The sequence below is a fragment of the Allobranchiibius sp. GilTou38 genome (assembly GCF_017565325.1).
GTDB lineage: Bacteria > Actinomycetota > Actinomycetes > Actinomycetales > Dermatophilaceae > Allobranchiibius > Allobranchiibius huperziae.
The window spans coordinates 239,207-258,098 of record NZ_JAGEKN010000007.1 but is presented as its reverse complement, the minus strand read 5'-3'; the positions used below and the strand labels follow the sequence as shown (position 1 = coordinate 258,098).

Here is an 18,892-nt window from a genome sequence, read left to right as displayed (position 1 = left end):
GCGGTATTCGTACACGTAGGGCGCAGGGTGGTGCGGTGCACTCCCGCCGCGCGTCAGCGGTCACGTGGCTCACATCGGGAGGTAAGGGTCACGGCACAGCAACCACACAGAGCGTGCCGTCACGGTTCCACGCATGAACTCCGTGACAGCGCACCTGCGCTCCTCCCACACGGCGAACGCACCGACCGGCCGGTCCGGTGTCGGTGCGTCACGCTCGTCATTCGCCGCTGACCGCTTCGGGCGGGTGTGGCGCGGCCCGGACGGCGACCCCACGTGGGCGCGGCCGGCACTCTTCGGCCTGCTCGTTGTCACGGCGGCCGCGTACTTCTACAACCTGACCGCGAGCGGATGGGCCAACTCGTTCTATTCGGCTGCGGCGCAGGCGGGTTCGGTCAACTGGGAGGCGTTCCTCTTCGGCAGTTCCGATGCCGCGAACTCGATCACGGTCGACAAGCCGCCGGCCGCGCTCTGGGTGATGGCGCTGTCGGTGCGCGTCTTCGGGCTCAACTCGTTCGCCATCCTGATGCCCCAGGTGCTCATGGGGGTCGGGGCGGTCGCGGCCGTGTACGCGACGGTGAAGCGCTACTTCAGCGCTGTGGGCGGGCTGCTCGCCGGCGCAGTGCTCGCTCTCACCCCGATCGCGGTGCTGATGTTCCGCTTCAACAACCCTGATGCATTGCTCACCCTGCTGATGGCCCTCGGCGGCTGGGCGACGCTGCGCGCCATCGAGAGGGGTTCGGCCAAGTGGATGATCGCGGTCGGTGTCTTCATCGGCTTCGGTTTCCTGACCAAGACCTTCCAGGTCTTCCTGGTCGTGCCGTTCTTCGGGATCGCGTACCTCGTCGCCGCGAACACCACGCTGCGCCGCCGGATCGTCGGCGCCGTAGCGGGTCTCGCCGCGATGGTGGTCTCCGCGGGATGGTGGGTGTCGATTGTCTCCCTCACCCCGGCGAGCATGCGGCCCTACATCGGGGGCAGCCAGGACAACTCGTTCTGGAACCTCACCTTCGGCTACAACGGCTTCGGTCGGTTGTCCGGCAACGAGACCGGATCGGTCGGCGGAGGTGGAGGCGGCGGCAACGCCGGCGGGCAGTGGGGCACCACCGGGATCACCCGGATGTTCGGCAGTGAGGTCGGCGCCCAGATCTCGTGGTTGATCCCGACCGCACTGATCCTGCTCGGTGTCGGCCTCGTCGTGCGTGGTCGGCGGCCGCGCACCGACCTGCGCCGCGCGTTCTATCTGGTCTGGGGCGGTTGGCTGATCGTCACCGGACTGACCTTCTCCTTCATGGCCGGGATCTTCCACCAGTACTACACGGTCGCGCTCGCACCGGCCGTCGCCACCCTCGTCGGCGCGGGCGCGATCGAGATGTGGGAGCGGCGGCACACCGTGCTCGGCACCGTCACCCTGGCGGCCGCGACCGCCGCCGCCGCGATCTGGTCGTTCGTCCTGCTCACCCGCGTCACGGCGTACGGCGACTGGCTGCGCGTCTCGATCCTGGCGGCCGGCATGGCAGCGGCGTTGCTGCTGCTCGCGATTCGATGGATGCACGCGACGTTCGTGCCGTTCGTGATCGCGGCGGCGGTCGCGGCGGGTCTGGCCGGTCCCACGGCGTACACCGTGTCCACCCTGGCGGTCGGGCACAGCGGTTCGATCGTGGTCGCAGGCCCCAGCGGGTCGAGGATGGGCGGCATGGGCGGTGGCTTCGCGGGTGGCGCACGCGCAGCGGCGCGCGCCGGCGGGACCACGGGTGGTTTCGCGGGTCGCGCACCCGGAGGTACGACGGGCGGGGCGACGCCGGGCGGTGCGCCCGGCGGCACCACCGCAGGCGCCCGGACCGGCGGCGGGATGGGCGGTCTGCTCGACGCCTCGACGCCGAGCACCGAGGTCGTCGCCGCGCTGCAGTCGAACGCCTCGAAGTACACCTGGGCGGCGGCGGCGATCGGCAGCCAGAACGCAGCGGGCCTGCAGTTGGGCAGCGGGGAGCCGGTGATGCCGATCGGCGGCTTCAACGGCAGCGACCCGTCGCCGACCCTGGCTCAGTTCCAGGCCTATGTGAAGGCCGGGCGGATCCACTACTTCCTCGCTAGCAGTGGCGGCGGGATGGGCGGCGGGTCCGGTTCGGGAAGCTCGATCACCTCCTGGGTCGAGGCCCACTACACGAAGGTCACGATCGGCAGCACGACGTTCTACGACCTGACTCAGCCCACGAGTTCGAATTGAGATGTACAAGGACGACAGGGACGAGGCGGACACGGCCATGACGACCTTCATCTCCGAACACAGCACCCGGCAACGTAATTCGGCGGGACTGCCGACGACCGTGCTCGACGTGGTCATCCCGGTCCACAACGAGCAGGAGTCGCTCGCCGCCTGCGTCGAGACGGTGCACGGGTACCTGCAGGAGCACTTCCCCTACGCGTTCCGGATCACCGTCGCCGACAACGCGTCCACCGACGCGACCATGGCAGTGGGGCGGAGGCTGGAGCAGGAGCTCGTGGGGGTCCGGGCTCTCCACCTGGACCAGAAGGGTCGCGGCCGGGCGCTGCGGGCGAGTTGGTCGATGTCGGACGCGCTCGTGCTGGCATACATGGACGTCGACCTGTCCACGGATCTCGACGCGCTGGCGCCGTTGGTGGCGTCGCTGATGTCGGGCCACTCCGACCTCGCCATCGGCAGCCGGCTCGCGCACGGCGCGCACGTCGTCCGCGGCTTCAAGCGAGACGTCATCTCGCGCGGCTACAACCGGCTCCTGCGCGTGTCGCTGCACGCCGGCTTCACTGACGCGCAGTGCGGGTTCAAGGCGATTCGAGCCGACGTCGCGCGCGAGCTGCTGCCGCTGGTGCAGGACGACAGCTGGTTCTTCGACACCGAGCTGCTCGTGCTCGCCGAGCGCGCCGGGTTGCGGATCCACGAAGTGCCGGTCGACTGGTACGACGACCCGGACAGCCGCGTCGACGTGGTCAGCACGGCGATCGACGACCTGCGGCGTACGCAGGATGCGCCGCGGACGTGCCGCGGACGACACCGGCCTGGCGGGGATCAAGGCTCGAATGGGGCGAGGACGGGTGAGCCTGCCAGGGCTGGATGAGCCGCTGCCGCAGGCCGGCTGATCAGTCGGCGTCGCCGTCGGTGCCTTCGGAGCTCTCCGGGGGAGCCTGCTCGTCGCGGTCGGCCCACTCGAGCAGGGTGTCCAGGCTGTACGCCGTGTCGTCGATCTGCGCGTGTAGGTCACCGAGGCGCGCGAAGCGCTCCGGCACCGTCGCGATGGTCATGTCACCCGGCTCGACGTCGTCGATCTCGCCCCATTCGATCGGCGCCGAGACGGTGGCCTCGGGATTGCCGCGCACCGAGTACGCACTGGCGATCGTGTGGTCGCGGGCGTTCTGGTTGTAATCCACGAAGACGGCTTCCGGGTCGCGGTCCCTGCGCCACCAGGTGGTGGTGACCTCCCGCGGCATCCGCCGCTCGATCTCGCGCGCGAAGGCGAACGCCGCACGGCGTACCTCCCCGAACTCCCACCGTGGCTCGATCCGCACGTAGACGTGCAGCCCGTCGCCACCGGAGGTCTTGGGGAAGCCGCGGATGCCGAGCTCGTCCAACACCTCGTGCGCCGTGTGCGCGGTGCGTCGGATCGCGGCGAACGACGCCTGCGGCATCGGGTCGAGGTCGATGCGCCACTCGTCGGGGCGCTCGGTGTCGGCGCGACGGGAGTTCCAGGGGTGGAACTCGACCGTCGACATCTGCACCGCCCACAGGACGCTGGCGAGCTCGGTGACGCACAACTCATCGGCTGTGCGGTTCCAGCGGGGGAAGTGGATCCGTACGGTCTCCAACCAGTCCGGCGCGCCACGCGGCACCCGCTTCTGGTGCACCTTCTCGCCCTCGACGCCGGTCGGGAACCGGTGCAGCATGCACGGCCGCTCGCGCAGCGCGCGCACGATGCCGTCGCCGACCGACAGGTAGTAGTTGGCCAGGTCGAGCTTGGTCTCACCGCGCGCCGGGAAGTAGACCCGGTCGGGGTTGGAGATGCGGACGGTCTTGTCGCCCACCTCGAGTTCGACCGCGGGACTGCCCTTGCTCGCCATACCTGCCGAACCTAGCCCTCCCTCGCCCCGCTGACTGCGCGGACGGGCCGTGGCACCGAGTTCGACCACCACAAATGCCTCGGATCTGCCCGATCGCGGGCAGGAACGTGCATTTCGAGGGGACTGTGGTCCATGATGCTCGACGTGCCCGATACCGAGCTCGTACGCCGCGTCGTCGAGACGACCGGGCTCTCGCCGTCGGAGGCGGCTCGGGTCGTCGACGACGTCATCGCCTGGTACGCCGAGCCGGTGGAGGACTTCGTGCGACGGCGGCACGCGCACCACCAGACGTACGGCCGGCGCAACGAGGAGATCTTCGATCTCATCGCCGCCGAACTGGCCGATCGCAACGTCGCGCCACCCTCGCTCTCAGCCCGGCAGCTGCGCCGGATGATCTACGGATAGGACCTGAGCAACATGTGCGGAATCGTCGGATACGTCGGATCGGAGCAGGCGGCGCCCATCCTGCTGGAGGGCCTGACGCGGCTGGAGTACCGCGGCTACGACTCAGCCGGCATCGCGCTGCTGACCGGGTCGGGGCCGAAGGTCGCCCACGCGGTGGGTCGGGTGCGCGATCTGCAGGCCGCGCTGCCCAAGCGGCTGTCCGGCAAGGTCGGGATCGGTCACACCCGGTGGGCCACCCACGGTCCGGCGACCGAGGCGAACGCGCACCCGCACCGCAGCGCGGACGGGCGGATCATGCTCGTGCACAACGGGATCATCGACAACGCGACCGCCCTGCGCAGTGAGCTCGAAGCGGACGGAGTGCAGTTCACCTCCGACACCGACACCGAAGTGCTCGCGCACCTCATCGGCCGCTCCGAGGCACCCGGCCTGGAGGACCGGGTCATCGAGGCGTTGCAGCGGATCACCGGGACCTACGCCGTCGCAGTCCTGGACGCTCAGCTGCCCGACCGGATCGTGGTCGCCCGCCAGGGTTCGCCCCTGATCATCGGCATCGGTGACCGGGAGATGTTCGTCGGCTCGGACGCGTCGGCGCTCGTCCGGCACACCTCGCAGGTCGTCCACCTGGACGACGGCGAGCTGGCCATCGTCACGGCCGGCGGGTACGAGACCTTCACCGCCGACCGCGCTCGCACCTCCAAGCAGCCCGAGGAGCTGACCCTGCGGGCGGACGAGCTGCAACTGGAGGGCCACGACACGTTCCTGCACAAGGAGATCCACGAGCAGCCGACCTCGCTCGAGCGGATGCTGTCCGGCCGGCTGGACGACCGGTTCGCGACCGCACGACTCGACGGCCTGGGGATCGACGCCCGGGAACTGCGCGGTTTCAAGCGGGTCAAGGCGATCGGCTGCGGAAGCTCCTTCTACATCGGACAGCTCGGCGCGTCGATGATCGAGGACCTGGCGCGCATCCCGGCGGACGCCGAGGCGGCCTCGGAGTTCCGCTACCGCAACCCGATCGTCGAGCCGGACACCCTCTACGTCGCGGTGAGTCAGTCCGGCGAGACCGCCGACACCCTCTTCGCCGTCCGCGAGATCCAGCGCAAGGGCGGCTGCGTCGTGGGGCTGATCAACGTGGTCGGCTCGTCGATCGCCCGCGAGTGCGACGGCGGCATCTACCTGCACGCCGGACCCGAGGTGAGCGTTGCATCCACCAAGGTCCTCACCCACATGGGAGTGGGGTTCGCGCTCCTGGCGCTGCTGCTCGGCAGGGTGCACGACCTGTCCTACGCCGACGGTGCGCGGATCGTCGCCGGGCTGCGGGCGCTGCCCGGTCAGGTGCAGCAGGTGTTGGACAGCGAGGACCAGATCGCCGTCGTCGCCAAGGGATTGGCGCAGTCTCCGTCGTCGTTCTTCATCGGCCGAGTGCGCGGGTACGCCGTCGCGCGCGAGGGCGCGCAGAAGCTGAAGGAGATCAGCTACCAGCACGCGGAGGCCTACCAGGCGAGCGAACTGAAGCACGGGCCGCTCGCGCTGATCTCACCGCAGATGCCGACGGTGGCGATCGTGCCCGACGACGAACTGGTCGAGCGCAACCTGGGCGCCCTGCACGAGATCGCTGCCCGCAGCGGTCCGGTCATCGCCGTCACCCACCCCGGCGTGGAGTTCGGCGACCTCGCGGCCGAGCGGATCGTCGTACCGCACGGCGAGGTCGAGCTGGACCCGATCGTGCTGACGATCCCGTTGCAGCTGCTGGCTTATCACGCTGCCGCGGCGCTGGGCCGAGACATCGACCGCCCCCGCAACCTGGCCAAGTCCGTCACCGTGGAGTGACCTGCCTCACGATTCGCGGCGAGGACTACCTGGATCACTCCTTCAACATTGGCACCGAACGGCAGCAGGGGTGACCAAACTTCAACTCGTCATGTCCAAGTTATAAATTATTTGCTAGACAGCGATAGATACATTGTCAAGGCTGCGCATCCAGTCGGCACGCTGCATCATTTCGTGGAGTGATCGTCTCCGGGTACACCCCAGGACGACTCTGGAGACGCGGCCCGAGTACGAGGTCAGAAGGTGCGGATGGCAGTCACAGACTCCTGCATCGAGTCGGGTCTATCGTTGTGGTCTACATCGCGACGGCCCTAGACCCGGAGTCGGTTGTTCAGACAACAAGCTGGGTGGGGAGGTGGCGATGGACACGATTCAGCAGATCTTGCGTGACCTGGCCAGCACCGACCGGGGAGTTGCCACGTTGCCGCAGGCACTATGCGCGGCGTGCGCCGCGTCGGTGCCGGTGACCGGGGTGGGAATGTCCCTCATGAGTGCCCATGGGCCAGAGGAAGTGGTGGCCGCGACCGACGAGGTGGCGACAACGCTGATGGAGTTGCAGTTCACCCTGGGTGAAGGTCCGTGCGTGGACGCCTCAGCCCTGGGCAAGCCCGTTTTACAGCCACAGCTGCGCCGGGCCGGACCCGACCGGTGGACCGGGTTCGTCCCGGCGGCATTGGCCGCGGGTATCGAGGCGGTGTTCGCATTCCCGCTGCACATTGGCGTGATTCGGTTGGGAGTGCTGTCGCTCTACCGCGACGCCCCTGGGGTATTGACCCCCGAGTGCGTGTCGCAGGCGCTGGTGTTCTCCGACGTCGCCACCCAGATCTTGCTGGACTTGCAGGCACAGATGCCTGCCGGCGACGTGCTGCACCCCGATTTGGTGGTAGCGGGGCTGGGTCGAGCCCAGGTGCACCAGGCGACCGGGATGATTGCCGTGCAGGCCGAGGTCAGCATGGCCGCAGCTTTGATGTTGCTGCGCGCCCGGGCCTACCGCACCGATCGCAGCATCACGGCGGTGGCCTGCGATGTCCTTGCTTCCACCATCCGGTTTCATCCTGTCGATCAAGACGATGATTGATGCGTCGTCGCCGCTTGCCGTCAGTCCGTCCTGTATGAAAGTTGGATCAGCATGGTCACCCAGCAGCGTCTCTTGGATGCCTTTGTCGAGCTGGCCGACACCCTGGTGTCCGAGTTCGACCTGATCGACTTTGCGCACACCCTGACCGGCACTGCCGTGGACCTGCTCGAGGCCGACGCGGCCGGGTTGATGCTGGCTGATCAGCGCGGGAACCTGCAGCTGCTGGCCTCTTCGTCTGTTGAGATGCGCGACCTGGAGCTTTTCGAGCTACAACACAACGAGGGACCCTGCGTGGACGTGTACCGCACCGGACTGCCCGTGACCAACATCGACCACGCCGAGGTCGGCCAGCGCTGGCCCGCGTTCGCCGCCCAGGTGCAGGCCGGCACTTTCAGGTCCGTGCACGCCCTTCCCATGCGCTTGCGTGATCAGACGATTGGTGGGCTCAACCTGTTCCTGACCCGACCTGGGCACCTGTCGGACCGCGACCTGGCCCTGGCTCAGGGGTTGGCCGACATCGCCACCATCGGACTTTTGCAAGAACGCGCCATTCAAGAGCGCCAGCTGTTGGGCGAACAACTGCAGGGAGCTCTCAACACTCGCATCGTGATCGAGCAGGCCAAGGGCATGATCGCCGCACAACTCGGCGTGTCTGTCTCCGATGCGTTCACCGCGATGCGCAGCTACGCGCGCCGCACCGGCCAGCCCCTGGCGCAGATAGCCCGCCAGGTCATCGATGGCACCTTGGACCCGGCCCAATTACGAGCCGCATCATCCTCGTCTGCGACCAGGACGGGATCAGAACCCACATCATGACCACTCGCGGTAACCCCCACCGCCATCTAGGTCAACGAACGTCAACCGGCCGCGCCCCGGGGGAGCGCGGCCAGTTGTCGAGGTGGCGGATGCTCAGATGTCGAGCAGGCCGCGCAGACCGCGCTGCTGCTCACCTTGCTGGGCCCCGAGGACGACGAGAACACCGGTCAACGCCGGGATGACCCACTGAACGACCGCAAGTTGCTTCTGCGCCGAGGCCAGCTCCGTGGACGCGGATACCGACGGTTCGGTCGCCCCAGCGCCGCCCTCGTCGGCGTGCTTGCCGATCTTGGTTCCGAGGTAGCCGGAGTACCCGGTAGCGCCCATCGCGGCCAGGGTGATCACAGTCTTGGCGATCGTGTTGGCCTGCGAGCCGGGGTCCCTGGCCACACGAGAACGGTTACCGACGATCAGGCCAATGCCGCCGACGGTGTGCACTGCAGCTGCGGCGATCTGCACCGGGGTCCAGCGCGCCCATCCCAGGGTGGACAGCCGCAGCCGTTCGGAGGGGTCCTTAGCTTTGGCGGTCGCACCGTTCAGACCGACAGCCCCCATCAAGGAACCGCCGAACCACGTGGCAAGGGACAGATCGTGCGCGGCTCTGGAGATGAGGTTGGTGGAGGCAGGCATGCGGTCCAGCTTTCTGTAGTGAGCGAATGAAGAAGAGAAGTAGGGATGACCCGCAGCCACAGGTGTCGTCCTTACACGGCGGCGTCCGGCGCCCCGTAGCGAACAACGAGGCCTAACCGTTCATGGTGTTGCGGTTTCGTCGTACTCGGCATCAGCTGTGCCACCAGGCACAACGGCCGCTCAATGAGTCGTCCATGGCCAGGTCGCCAGACTCGCGACGGGTGAACGGCGGGGCTCAGCGGGCTGAGGTGCGGCGCCGGCGTGCGCGGGCTCTGCCCTGGTATTCGGTGAAGGTGATCAGACCAGCCACCCGATCGCACAGATCGGACACGTCGGCGACGTCCAGGTGCTGCAGGTCGGCTCCACTCAGAGCGGCCCGAACCCGGCCTTGGTGGATGGGGAAAGCCGCGCGATGCAGTCATCGGCCATTGCCTGCGACGTCGCGCGGCCGGTGGTGAGGGGCGGGGCACTTAACTGATCGTGACTCATGACGGCCGTCCTCGGCATAGCTGTTCAAGGCAGCCGGGGTCTGGGGCCGTTCGGTGTGTCGACCGGCGCAAGGTCATCTGCGCACGTGCGACGACTCGGTGTAGAGAATCTTCTACCAACCCTCAAGGGGCGTCAAACGGTCGTTATCCAGCTGCCGACAGCTGGTGACCGTCGGCGCCCGTCAGGCTGGTCCGCAGGAGTTTGACGATCGCGGCGAGCCGGCGCGATACCTGCATCTGGCTAAGGCCCACCCGTCGCCCGATCTGGATCTGAGTCAGATCCTCTTCGAACCGCAGCCGCAGGATGAGCTGATCCCGTGGGTCCAGCGACCGCACACCTTCTTGTAAGGCCATGCGGGTCACCAGCGCGTCCACGCTGCCGACTGAGCCGACGTTCAACTCACCCCCCGGTGACCTGTCCGGGCGCTCGACCAGCAAGACATCCAACGACGCCGCACTGAAAGACGACGCAACCTCTTGTGCTTTACGCACCTGGTCGACGGTGGTGTGCAACGCGACGGCAATGTCGCAGCGGGTGGGCATAGCGCCCAACGACTGCGTCAGGTCCTGGGCTGCCTGCGCTATCTCGAAGTGGGCGTCGTGCAGCGCCCGCGGTGGGCGCACAGCCCACGCGTGATCACGCAGGTGACGCTTGAGCTCTCCCGCGATCGTGATTCGGGCGTACGCCGAGAAAGCGCTCCCACGCTGTGGGTCGAACCTGCTGGCCGCAAGCACCAAAGCCAAGGCCGCCACCTGCACCAAATCCTCAGTCTCGACTCCCCGGCCGGCGTAACGCCGAGCGATCGAACGAGTGAGCCCTGCGTTCCTTTCGACGGCTATGGCCCGTAGGGCTTTTGCGACCGACTCCTCGGGTGCCCGGCGTGCCTGGGTCAGGAGTTCCTCGGTGGTCGTGCCCTCGTACGCCCAGGACTCATCACCATCCCGGGCCCTATCCAATGATGGGCACCTCACCGCAGACCCACTCAGGACATCGGTCGTGTCCGTGAGGTCTACTCGACCCGCCGTACCGTGCCGAACGCATGAGCAAACAACCATGAGAACTCGTCATTTCTTCAGGACTGTCAACGTCATTTGCAAGGGAGACGGACGGGCGACCTGCGGAACTTGCGTCCGCACGATCTGCTACCTGAGAAGCCCGGCCCATCGCTTGCTGCCATGTGAAGCGTTGCCGGGGCCAGGGCAATGAAGAGTCGCGCGTCTGATCACGACACGACCGCACCAGCATAGGTCGGGTAAGGCCCCCGTCAACCTCGTTCTACCCGTGCCCTCACCGGGCCGGCAGGAGAACTTGCAGGGGGCCGTACTTCGGCTGGTGGCGAAATTCCGTGACTCTCAAGCCCCTTCCGGCCTCGATGCACACTTCCGTCCTGGGGTCTAGACATGCCGGGACAGATTGTCGGGTGCGTGCGGATGAGCTGACGGTCGACCAAACATCGACCGTCAGCTCGCCGCGATCGGTGATCTCGCCGAGGTCTTCACCGACCGCGTCAGCGGGGGCAGCTGAGAGGGCCGCCATGGTCTGGGGCGATACGCCGCCCCGTGCGAGGTGGCGACACGTAGTCCCTGCCCTTACCCGGTGTTCTGCGATCCGCCATACCTCGGAACCGGCCTGGAGCGTGGGGTGACCCCGGGGATGAGGGTCACCGCATGGAAGACCCGGACGCCCGTGCCCTCGTTCACGGCGGCTGCCTCGTCGGGTGCACCGGACGTCACCCAGAGCCTCGGTCTTCTGGGCGCGACATGGGAAGTCGGCGGGTCGGAAGTGTGGGCCGGGCGAGCGCTGACCGCGGCTGCGGGGTTCGGGACAGGTCGCCATGACAGAGTGATCCAGCTAACATCGGCTAGGTTACTGATCCGTAACATGCACCCTGCCCCGCGTCTCGCGAAGGAACTCCATGAGCACCACCACTCGTCAGCGTGTCACCCTCCTCGACTTCGCCAAGGGCAGCCTGCGCGCGCTCCCCGAGCTGCGCCACACCATCACCAAGGGGCCGGGCCTGACCCTCAAGCCGACCGCCGTGATGTCCATCGGCTCGGTCTTCCAGGATGAGGCGGCGGCACACCCGGACCGCCCGTTCCTCAAGGGCGGCGACCGCGTCGTGACCTACGGCGAGGCGAATGCGCAGATCAACCGGTACGCGTACACCCTGATCGGCGAGGGCGTGCAGCGCGGCGACGTGGTCGGCCTGATGGCCGCCAACGACATCGAGAACCTGCTGGTGATGCTGGCGGTCGTGAAGCTCGGCGCGGTGGCGGGACTGCTCAACTACAACCAGCGCGGCGAGGTGCTCGCGCACAGCATCGGCATCCTCGGGGCTCGCGTGGTCGTCATCGGCGACGACCTGCGCGACGACCTCGCGACCGCCGGGGACATCGTCGACTCCCAGCACGTGATGACGATGTCGGAGTTGAAGCAGATGTCGGCCGGCGCCTCCAGCGACGACCCCAAGGTCACCGCCCAGATCGTCGCCAACGAACGCGCGTACTTCATCTTCACCTCGGGCACCACCGGCATGCCGAAGGCGTCGGTGATGAGCCACTTCCGCTGGCTGAAGTCGTACGGCGGCCTGGGCGCGCTCGGCGTCCGGCTGAACGGCGAGGACACGCTCTACTGCTCCCTGCCGCTCTACCACAACAACTCCGTGACGGTCGCGCTCGGCGCCGTCCTGCACGGTGGTGCGGCCATGGCGGTCGCGCCGAAGTTCTCGGCCAGCAGGTTCTGGGACGACGTACGCCATTATGACGCAACGTCGTTCGTCTACATCGGCGAGCTGTGCCGATACCTGCTCGCCCAGAAGCCGTCCCCGGACGACACCCGGCACAAGATCCGCGTCATCGTCGGGAACGGTCTGCGCGCTGACATCTGGAAGGAGTTCCAGGAGCGCTTCGCGATCAAGCGCATCGCCGAGTTCTACGGCGCCAGCGAGTGCAACATCGCCTTCATCAACGCGCTCGACGTCGACGAGACGGCCGGCATGTGCCCGCTGCCGCACAAGGTGGTGGCCTACGACAACGAGACCGGCGAGCCGCGTCGCAACGCGCGCGGCCGCCTGGAGACGGTGCGGGTCGGCGAGGTCGGGCTGCTCCTGGCGAAGGTGACCGACCGGCAGCCGTTCGACGGCTACACCGACGACGACGCGTCCGAGCGCAAGCTGGTGCGCAACGGGTTCAAGAGTGGTGACTGCTGGTTCAACACCGGCGACCTGGTGCGCAAGCAGGGCATGCAGCACGTGGCCTTCGTCGACCGGGTCGGCGACACCTTCCGTTGGAAGGGTGAGAACGTGGCTACCACCCAGGTCGAGGCGGCGCTCGGGCATGCGCACGACGTCGAGGACTGCTCGGTCTACGGCGTCGAGGTGCCGGGCACCGACGGCAAGGCCGGTATGGCCGCCGTGCAGCTCGTCGAGGGCGCGAGCTTCGACGGGCGGGCGATGGCCGACCACCTGATCGACAGCCTCCCGCCGTACGCCGTGCCGCTCTTCATCCGGTTGGTTGCGTCGCTGGAGCACACGAGCACCTTCAAGAGCCGCAAGGTCGAGCTGCGCGACCAGGGATTCCAGGACGCCGGCGAGGACGAGGTCTACGTGCTCGGCAAGGCGGAGTACGTGCCGCTCTACGACGGGTACTCCGACGAGGTCGCGGCAGGCAAGGCGCCCAAGCTGCGCTGATCGCGTGCGCTCGACGCGTCGTCAACGGTGGGTGAGCAGCCGGGCGATCTCGAGGTGGCTGATCTCGTTGAAGGTCAGCAGGTGCGGGCCCGACCTGTCGATCTGCAGGCGGGTCACACCGGTGTTGTAGCCGGCCATCGACAGTTCGCGCCAGGTCGGGTCCGTCTGGCCGCCGAGCAGTCGTGTGACCACCCAGGCGATCACGCCGATCGAGGACACGACGAGCACGCGCTCACCCTCCTCCACGGATGCCGCCAGCCCGTCGAGCGCGCCCGCGACCCGGTCGGTGAACGCCGCGAAGGTCTCGCGGTAGTCCCCGTCGTGCTCCCCTCCCGCCCAGCGCAGGATCGCGTTGACGAACATGTCCTCGAACGCGGCGCGCGGCCGCAGGGTGCGGACCATGTCGGCTTTGAGGACCAGCATGTTGCGATAGGCCGGCTTGTAGCCGGTGATGACCTCGACGTGGTCCAGTTCGTTCCAGGCCGGGTCGCTGTCGACCTCGAGGTCCTCCAGCTGGGCGCCGGCCATGATCTCGGCGACGGTCTGCTGGTGGCGCTTCATCGACCCGCAGACGATCCGGTCCGGTCGGAACTCCCGCCGCTCGAAGGACTCGCCCAGCGCCCGTGCCTGCTGTCGCCCGATCGGGGAGAGCTGGTCGTAGTCGGCCTTGCCGAACGACGCCTGCCCGTGGCGGACCAGGAAGACCGAGCGCGTCATACGGCAGATGATGACATCGGGCACGCGGCCATCGCCGCAGACACCCGGGTGCCGCTGAGCGCGGGTCAGATGCGGCGCAGCGACCCGTCGGCGGTCACGGTGTAGCGCAGGACGGCGGAGCTCTCGAGGTTCTGCGCGGGCAGCGCGGTGGGCGTGACCGACGAGGCGGCCCGGTCCGACGACGCGGGCACGTAGCGGTAGCCGGTGGCGACCCCGGCGGCGTGTGCCGTGCCGGGCATCGCGGAGACACCGACGACGGCGACGCCTGCGCCGGCAGCGACGGCGGCAAGGGTGCGGCGCAGCCGGTTGGACGAGAGGGAAGTGGTGGTGGCGCCTGCGGCGGGAGAAGAGTTCATGAGCAGAGGTTGGCGGCGCAGTCTGTGGGGTTGCTGTGCCGTTCCGGTGACGCGGGGATGATGCCGACTTCGTTGTCGCTCAACGAGATCGACCTGGTCCTCACGGTCCCACTCGGCCGGATCCGGCTCGCCTGCGACGATGAGCGCATGCGGTTGATGCTGGTGCGGCACGGACAGACCCCCGCGAACGTCGAGCGTTCCCTGGACACCTTTCTCCCCGGACCCGGCCTGACCGATCTCGGCGCTCGGCAGGCGGAGGCCCTGGTCGAGGCGCTGGCCGGTCAGGACGTGCAGGCAGTCTTCGCCTCCGAGGCCACCCGCGCCCAGCTCACCGCGCAGCCGCTGGCGGCAGCCCGCGGCCTCCCGGTCCAGGTGCTGCCCGGCGTGTTCGAGGTGCAGGCGGGCGCCCTCGAGCGGCGTACCGACGAGACCAGCATCACGGCCTACATCACGACGCTGCAGCTGTGGCGCGACGGCGATCTGGACGCGTCCACACCCGGTGGTGAGGACGGTCACCAGATGCTCGAACGCGTTGATGCGGCGGTTGGTTCGGTCTGCGACCGTGGCCTGGAGTCTGCCGTCCTGGTGAGCCACGGTGCGCTCATCCGCACCTGGTCGGGCCTGCGTTGCACGGGCACCGGCGACCTCGCGGCGGAGCCGCTGGACAACACCGGCATCGTCACCCTGGAGGGCGACCAGAGCTCCGGCTGGCGACTCGTCTCGTGGCAGAAGACCCCGGCGGGCGGCCTGGTGGACGACCTGCCCGACACCGCCGAGGCCGACCCGACCGGCGCCGGCTGACGACTTTCCCATCGGTTGTTAGCGGGTAGGTGGCGTCGGCGCCACAGATCCGCTGACAACCGCGCGCATCGGGGCGGTCAGCCCCGGGTGACGAGGATCCCGTCGTCGTCGCTCCACAGCTGCGCGCCGGGATGGAACGCGATGCCGCCGAACGACACCGGCACGTCGAGCTCGCCGGCACCGGTCTTGGAGCTCTTGCGCGGATTGCTGCCGATCGCCTTGACCCCCAGATCGAGCGACCGCAGCGCCACCACGTCGCGCACACAGCCGTGCAGGATCACGCCGGCCCAGCCGTTCTCGACCGCGCATCCGGCGATGAGATCGCCCATCAGGGCGGTACGCAGCGAGCCCGCGCCGTCAACGACCAGCACCTTGTCCTCGCCCGCCGACGCCAGCGTCGACTTCACCAGGGCGTTGTCCTCCAGGCACCGGATCGTCACCACGGTGCCGGTGAACGCCGCCCGACCGCCGTACTGGCGCAGCTGCAGCTCGCACGAGTCGAGCTCCGCGCCACGCTCATCGAAAAGATCTGCGGTGCAGGTGACTTCGGTCATGCGGGGAGTATGCCGCTTAGATGGGAACGTGACGGGCAGCGATGACTATGTGGATCTCGACGGCACACGGGTGCATTACGAACGGCACGAGGGGCCAGCGGACGGGCCGGCATTCGTGCTCGTGCACGGTCTCGGCGGCTCCCTCGACAACTGGGGAGCGGTGGCGCCGATGCTCGCCGCGCGGGGCACGGTGCTCAGCCTCGACCTCGGAGGCTTCGGCCTGACCCAGGTGCATCCCCGCGACGCCGCAGTCCCAGCGAATCTGGCGCTGCTGCAACGGTTCACGGCGAAGATGATCGGTCGGCCGGCGATCGTCGCGGGCAACTCGATGGGCGGCCTGCTCGCCGCTCAGCTCACCGCGCGTGACCCCGGCGCCGTCGCGGGTGCCGTCCTGATCGACCCGGCCATCCCGCTGGTCTTCCGGGGATACCCGCACCGCGACGTCGTGAGGGACTTCGCGATGACCACCCTGCCCGGCCTGTCCCGCATCGCCGCCAAGCGGCTCGCGGCCAGCACCGTGCGGGACGAGGTGGAGCGCACCATCCGCATGGTGACCACCCGGTACGACGACATCGACCCGGAGCTGATCGAGCGGCACGTGCGCCTATCCGAACGCCGTATGTCGCAACGCGGGGCGGGCGCGAGTTTCGAGGTCGCCGGCCGGTCGTTGCTGGCCATGCTCGGCCACCGCAAGCGCTACTACAGCGTCGTCGGGAGGATCGCGAAGCCCGTGCTGATGCTGCACGGCGACCACGACAAGCTCATCAATGTGCGCTCGGCCCGCGCCCTCGCCAAGCGCAACCCGTCCTGGACCTACGTGGAGGGCGAAGGCATAGGGCACACACCGATGTTCGATTTTCCGGACTGGACCGCGGGCCAGATCCTGACCTGGCTGGACGCCCGCCCTGGGCTGGGGTCGCCCGTCGGGGCCTGAGGCCGCGGATTTGGCCGCGCACGGGGCGTCTGTGCACAGTGGAGGCATGTGCCGATCCCTGCGACGCACCATCGCTGTGCCCGCCCTGCCCCTCGCCGCCATCGCCGCCATCGCCGGAACGCTGGCTCTGTCCGCGTGCAACGACGGCGGCAGCACCGCCGCGAGCAGCTCGGCGGTCGCGACGAGCTCGACCTCGTCGTCGTCCCCGACCCCGGCCAGCCCGAGCCCGAGCAGCTCCTCCACCACTACCCCCAGCCCCACCTCGACGGCCAACACCGCCCTCAGCAAGGCGTGCGTGACCTCGACCGCGCGAGTCGCCGCCGCCACCATCCGGTGGAATGCCGCCCTGCTGACCAAGAAGTCCAGCGTGATCCGGCCGGCCGCCGAGAACTACCGCACCGCGGCCGCCGCGGTCCGCACGACGACCAAGAGCGCGGCGGACAAGACCTACACCGCGCACATCGGCGCGGTCTCCAAGGACATGGAGACGCTGGCCGCCCTGAGCTCCGCGGGCAAGACCGCCTCCGGCGCCGCGCTCAACCGTGACAGCAAGGCCCTCGTCAGCTACTGCCAGGGCAAGGTCGTCGGCTGACCACGAGCCCTGCGCCAGCAGGGCGCGGACCGATGGGCGTATAACATGTTTTCCTGGAAAAAGTCTGGTATCGGGGTCTGACCAGGGCCATGATGTCGAGCACCGGCACCAGGAGCCGACGCTCGTCGACCCCCGACCTCCCGACATGTCCCACCCCGAACATCACGGGTGGCCGCCCGCCGGCCCAACCCCTGATGGAGGTCATGTCATGAACCGTTTCCTGTTGATCGGCGCCGTCGCCGGTCTGTCCGTCGCCGGGACCAGCGCAGTCGCGTGGGCTGCCGGGGATGGCGGTGCTGCCGGTGCACATCACCAGCCGGCCGGGCGAGCGCACCCGGCTGTGGTCGCGCAACCCGTGGACAACACCGTCGAGTCGAAGTTCACGCCGATCGCACCGTGTCGCGCGGCGGACACCCGCTACGGCGGCGGTCCGCTCGCCGCGAACACCACCCGCAACTTCCGCGTGGTCGGTACGACCAGCTTCGCCTCGCAGGGTGGTTCATCGACCGGGTGCGGAGTGCCGGCCGACGCGACCGCCGTGGCCACCACGATCACCACGCTCGCCACCCACAACGGTTATCTGAAGGCGTGGTCGTACGGCACGTCAGCGCCCGCGAGCTCGTACATGAACTTCGGCACCAGCTTCGCGGCCTCGAGCGGCGGAGTGATCCCACTTGCACACTCCAGCTTCGCGTCGATCCGGAGCAGTGTCAGCAACACCGGCGTCATCCTGGACATCACCGGCTACTACGTCGAGCCGTTGCGCGCCAAGATCAACTTCGACGGCACCCTCGACCCCACCGCGGCGAACCGGGTGACTGCCACCCAGCACCTCGCGACCGGGCAGTACGAGATCGACTTCGACCGCAACGTCTCCGGGTGCGATTACGCCGTCACGCCCTTCTACGTGGGTTACACGGTCGGGGCACAGCCTCGCTCCGGGAACGCCGACGGGGTGTTCGTCTATGCCGAGTCCGGCACGTCGTTCGCCGATGTCCCGTTCTACCTGACGGTCACCTGCTGAGGACGTGACGGTCGGCCGGCGTCTCGGTCAGGACCGCGCAGGGTCCACCTGCTCCGCCTGCGCCACGCGCTCCTGCGCCGTACGCCGGTCGGCCTCCGCCCGCTGCAGCGTGGCCTTCGCGTCGCGCACCGCGGAGCGGGCCTCGTCCAGCCGGGCCTGGGCCCGGTCGACCGCCTGCTGAGCCGCCTCGACGGCATCCTCAGCACGTTCCAGGCGGGCCTGTTCACGCGCCGACCGGGCGGCGGCGGCCCGGCGCGCGGCGTCCTGCTGGGCCGTCCTGCGCCGGTCATCGTCCGATGCCGCCTCGTCCCCGTCGGGCGCGTCCTCGCTCCTGCCTCCCTGCAGCAATGTCAGCGGGGTCGCGAGCGCGTCGGAGAGGTCGACCTCTCCGAACCCGCTGTAGCTGAGGGCCGTCACGAACGCGCCGCTCTCGACGGCCCGGCCCGCCTGCGGATCGGCGAGCGCGGCCGTGAAGGTGGCGCGCAGTTGCTCCCGGACGGCCGACGTCACCGACGGCTCCCCGGCGCAGGCACGCTCGGTGAGGTCGTCGATCAGCTGGTGACGCTCGACGCCCAGGGTCTTCATCGCCGATGCGTCGAGTTGCGACTGCGCGGCCCGCAGCCGTTCGCCGAGGGAGGCCAGCTCGCCGAGATCGCCCGACGCGCTCAGCCGGTTGATCAGGTGCGCGGCGGCGCTCGGTCGGCGCAGCGCCTTGATCTGCCTGGCGAGGTCGGGGTCCTGCGCCTCCTTCGCTGCAGCGACCAGCGCGTCGCGGGAGCGTACGAAGTCCGCCGGCGGCCCGGCGTACAGCTGGGCGACCGCGTCAGGAAGTGTCGGGGCGGCCACGCACCCATCTTGGCGCTTCCGGGCGGCCGCCCGGGCATCT

Annotated in this window: 18 protein-coding genes; 11 read left to right on the top strand and 7 right to left on the bottom strand. The window is 68.6% G+C overall.

All coding sequences use genetic code 11. From position 1 onward, the window contains the following. Positions 1-133 precede the first annotated feature (133 nt). The gene (locus tag JOB34_RS10500; RefSeq protein ID WP_208052666.1) at positions 134-2,224 is read left to right on the top strand and encodes a glycosyltransferase family 39 protein; all 2,091 of its coding nucleotides are present in this window, start codon (positions 134-136) and stop codon (positions 2,222-2,224) included. Positions 2,225-2,261: 37 nt separating this feature from the next. Beyond that, entirely contained in the window at positions 2,262-3,092 is an 831-nt protein-coding gene (locus JOB34_RS10495) for a dolichyl-phosphate beta-glucosyltransferase (RefSeq protein WP_243757916.1), read from the top strand. Between the two features lie 22 nt (positions 3,093-3,114). On the opposite strand, the gene ligD is transcribed toward JOB34_RS10495, so the two are convergent. Continuing rightward, on the bottom strand, positions 3,115-4,089 hold the full coding sequence (ligD, locus tag JOB34_RS10490; protein ID WP_208052665.1) for a non-homologous end-joining DNA ligase: 975 nt from the start codon (positions 4,087-4,089) through the stop codon (positions 3,115-3,117). A 144-nt stretch (positions 4,090-4,233) separates the two neighbouring features. Between ligD and JOB34_RS10485 the strand changes: the two genes are divergently transcribed. The 4 genes from JOB34_RS10485 to JOB34_RS10470 all read left to right on the top strand — a co-directional run bounded on the left by JOB34_RS10485 (position 4,234) and on the right by JOB34_RS10470 (position 8,221). Continuing rightward, on the top strand, positions 4,234-4,494 hold the full coding sequence (locus JOB34_RS10485) for a hypothetical protein (RefSeq protein WP_243757915.1): 261 nt from the start codon (positions 4,234-4,236) through the stop codon (positions 4,492-4,494). 12 nt (positions 4,495-4,506) lie between these two features. Beyond that, positions 4,507-6,327 (top strand): glutamine--fructose-6-phosphate transaminase (isomerizing), encoded by a 1,821-nt coding sequence (gene glmS / locus JOB34_RS10480; RefSeq protein ID WP_208052664.1) that lies wholly within the window; start codon positions 4,507-4,509, stop codon positions 6,325-6,327. Positions 6,328-6,688: 361 nt separating this feature from the next. Continuing rightward, positions 6,689-7,405: a GAF and ANTAR domain-containing protein gene (locus tag JOB34_RS10475; protein WP_208052663.1), complete on the top strand. Its 717-nt coding sequence runs from the start codon at positions 6,689-6,691 to the stop codon at positions 7,403-7,405. A gap of 51 nt (positions 7,406-7,456) precedes the next feature. Then, the gene (locus JOB34_RS10470; RefSeq protein WP_208052662.1) at positions 7,457-8,221 is read left to right on the top strand and encodes a GAF and ANTAR domain-containing protein; all 765 of its coding nucleotides are present in this window, start codon (positions 7,457-7,459) and stop codon (positions 8,219-8,221) included. 93 nt (positions 8,222-8,314) lie between these two features. Here JOB34_RS10470 and JOB34_RS10465 read toward each other — a convergent pair whose 3' ends face one another. Both JOB34_RS10465 and JOB34_RS10460 read right to left on the bottom strand, forming a co-directional pair. Beyond that, positions 8,315-8,851, bottom strand: a complete 537-nt coding sequence (locus JOB34_RS10465; RefSeq protein WP_208052661.1) for a hypothetical protein — start codon at positions 8,849-8,851, stop codon at positions 8,315-8,317. Positions 8,852-9,483: 632 nt separating this feature from the next. After that, positions 9,484-10,395, bottom strand: a complete 912-nt coding sequence (locus JOB34_RS10460) for a sigma-70 family RNA polymerase sigma factor (protein WP_243757914.1) — start codon at positions 10,393-10,395, stop codon at positions 9,484-9,486. An 860-nt stretch (positions 10,396-11,255) separates the two neighbouring features. On the opposite strand from JOB34_RS10460, the gene JOB34_RS10455 reads away from it, so the two are divergent. Next, positions 11,256-13,028 carry a long-chain-acyl-CoA synthetase gene (locus JOB34_RS10455; protein ID WP_208052659.1) on the top strand — a complete coding sequence of 591 codons (1,773 nt, stop codon included), beginning with the start codon at positions 11,256-11,258 and terminating at the stop codon, positions 13,026-13,028. A 21-nt stretch (positions 13,029-13,049) separates the two neighbouring features. Here JOB34_RS10455 and JOB34_RS10450 read toward each other — a convergent pair whose 3' ends face one another. Then, positions 13,050-13,769 (bottom strand): histidine phosphatase family protein, encoded by a 720-nt coding sequence (locus JOB34_RS10450; RefSeq protein ID WP_208052658.1) that lies wholly within the window; start codon positions 13,767-13,769, stop codon positions 13,050-13,052. 41 nt (positions 13,770-13,810) lie between these two features. Further along, positions 13,811-14,101, bottom strand: a complete 291-nt coding sequence (locus JOB34_RS10445; protein ID WP_208052657.1) for a hypothetical protein — start codon at positions 14,099-14,101, stop codon at positions 13,811-13,813. A gap of 60 nt (positions 14,102-14,161) precedes the next feature. Here JOB34_RS10445 and JOB34_RS10440 point away from each other — a divergent pair, with 60 nt between their 5' ends. Next, on the top strand, positions 14,162-14,902 hold the full coding sequence (locus JOB34_RS10440; RefSeq protein ID WP_347813824.1) for a histidine phosphatase family protein: 741 nt from the start codon (positions 14,162-14,164) through the stop codon (positions 14,900-14,902). A 77-nt stretch (positions 14,903-14,979) separates the two neighbouring features. Here the strand turns inward: JOB34_RS10440 and rraA are convergent, their stop codons facing one another. Further along, the gene (rraA, locus tag JOB34_RS10435; RefSeq protein WP_208052656.1) at positions 14,980-15,456 is read right to left on the bottom strand and encodes a ribonuclease E activity regulator RraA; all 477 of its coding nucleotides are present in this window, start codon (positions 15,454-15,456) and stop codon (positions 14,980-14,982) included. 28 nt (positions 15,457-15,484) lie between these two features. On the opposite strand from rraA, the gene JOB34_RS10430 reads away from it, so the two are divergent. The 3 genes from JOB34_RS10430 (at position 15,485) to JOB34_RS10420 (ending at position 18,006) form a co-directional block, all read left to right on the top strand. Continuing rightward, positions 15,485-16,390 (top strand): alpha/beta hydrolase, encoded by a 906-nt coding sequence (locus JOB34_RS10430; RefSeq protein ID WP_208052655.1) that lies wholly within the window; start codon positions 15,485-15,487, stop codon positions 16,388-16,390. A 46-nt stretch (positions 16,391-16,436) separates the two neighbouring features. Then, the gene (locus tag JOB34_RS10425) at positions 16,437-16,982 is read left to right on the top strand and encodes a hypothetical protein (protein WP_208052654.1); all 546 of its coding nucleotides are present in this window, start codon (positions 16,437-16,439) and stop codon (positions 16,980-16,982) included. Positions 16,983-17,190: 208 nt separating this feature from the next. Continuing rightward, on the top strand, positions 17,191-18,006 hold the full coding sequence (locus tag JOB34_RS10420; protein ID WP_208052653.1) for a hypothetical protein: 816 nt from the start codon (positions 17,191-17,193) through the stop codon (positions 18,004-18,006). A gap of 27 nt (positions 18,007-18,033) precedes the next feature. Here JOB34_RS10420 and JOB34_RS10415 read toward each other — a convergent pair whose 3' ends face one another. Then, on the bottom strand, positions 18,034-18,852 hold the full coding sequence (locus tag JOB34_RS10415; protein ID WP_208052652.1) for a hypothetical protein: 819 nt from the start codon (positions 18,850-18,852) through the stop codon (positions 18,034-18,036). Between the last annotated feature and the right edge of the window lie 40 nt (positions 18,853-18,892).

Excerpts from the sequence above, each read along its gene's own strand:
- JOB34_RS10420 (WP_208052653.1), top strand. The coding sequence starts at position 17,191 with ATGAACCGTTTCCTGTTGATCGGCGCCGTCGCCGGTCTGTCCGTCGCC.
- JOB34_RS10455 (WP_208052659.1), top strand. The coding sequence starts at position 11,256 with ATGAGCACCACCACTCGTCAGCGTGTCACCCTCCTCGACTTCGCCAAG.
- JOB34_RS10495 (WP_243757916.1), top strand. The coding sequence starts at position 2,262 with ATGACGACCTTCATCTCCGAACACAGCACCCGGCAACGTAATTCGGCG.
- glmS (WP_208052664.1), top strand. The coding sequence starts at position 4,507 with ATGTGCGGAATCGTCGGATACGTCGGATCGGAGCAGGCGGCGCCCATC.
- JOB34_RS10440 (WP_347813824.1), top strand. The coding sequence starts at position 14,162 with ATGCCGACTTCGTTGTCGCTCAACGAGATCGACCTGGTCCTCACGGTC.
- JOB34_RS10425 (WP_208052654.1), top strand. The coding sequence starts at position 16,437 with ATGTGCCGATCCCTGCGACGCACCATCGCTGTGCCCGCCCTGCCCCTC.
- JOB34_RS10475 (WP_208052663.1), top strand. The coding sequence starts at position 6,689 with ATGGACACGATTCAGCAGATCTTGCGTGACCTGGCCAGCACCGACCGG.
- JOB34_RS10445 (WP_208052657.1), bottom strand. The coding sequence starts at position 14,101 with ATGAACTCTTCTCCCGCCGCAGGCGCCACCACCACTTCCCTCTCGTCC.
- JOB34_RS10460 (WP_243757914.1), bottom strand. The coding sequence starts at position 10,395 with ATGGTTGTTTGCTCATGCGTTCGGCACGGTACGGCGGGTCGAGTAGAC.
- JOB34_RS10470 (WP_208052662.1), top strand. The coding sequence starts at position 7,457 with ATGGTCACCCAGCAGCGTCTCTTGGATGCCTTTGTCGAGCTGGCCGAC.
- ligD (WP_208052665.1), bottom strand. The coding sequence starts at position 4,089 with ATGGCGAGCAAGGGCAGTCCCGCGGTCGAACTCGAGGTGGGCGACAAG.
- JOB34_RS10500 (WP_208052666.1), top strand. The coding sequence starts at position 134 with ATGAACTCCGTGACAGCGCACCTGCGCTCCTCCCACACGGCGAACGCA.
- rraA (WP_208052656.1), bottom strand. The coding sequence starts at position 15,456 with ATGACCGAAGTCACCTGCACCGCAGATCTTTTCGATGAGCGTGGCGCG.
- JOB34_RS10465 (WP_208052661.1), bottom strand. The coding sequence starts at position 8,851 with ATGCCTGCCTCCACCAACCTCATCTCCAGAGCCGCGCACGATCTGTCC.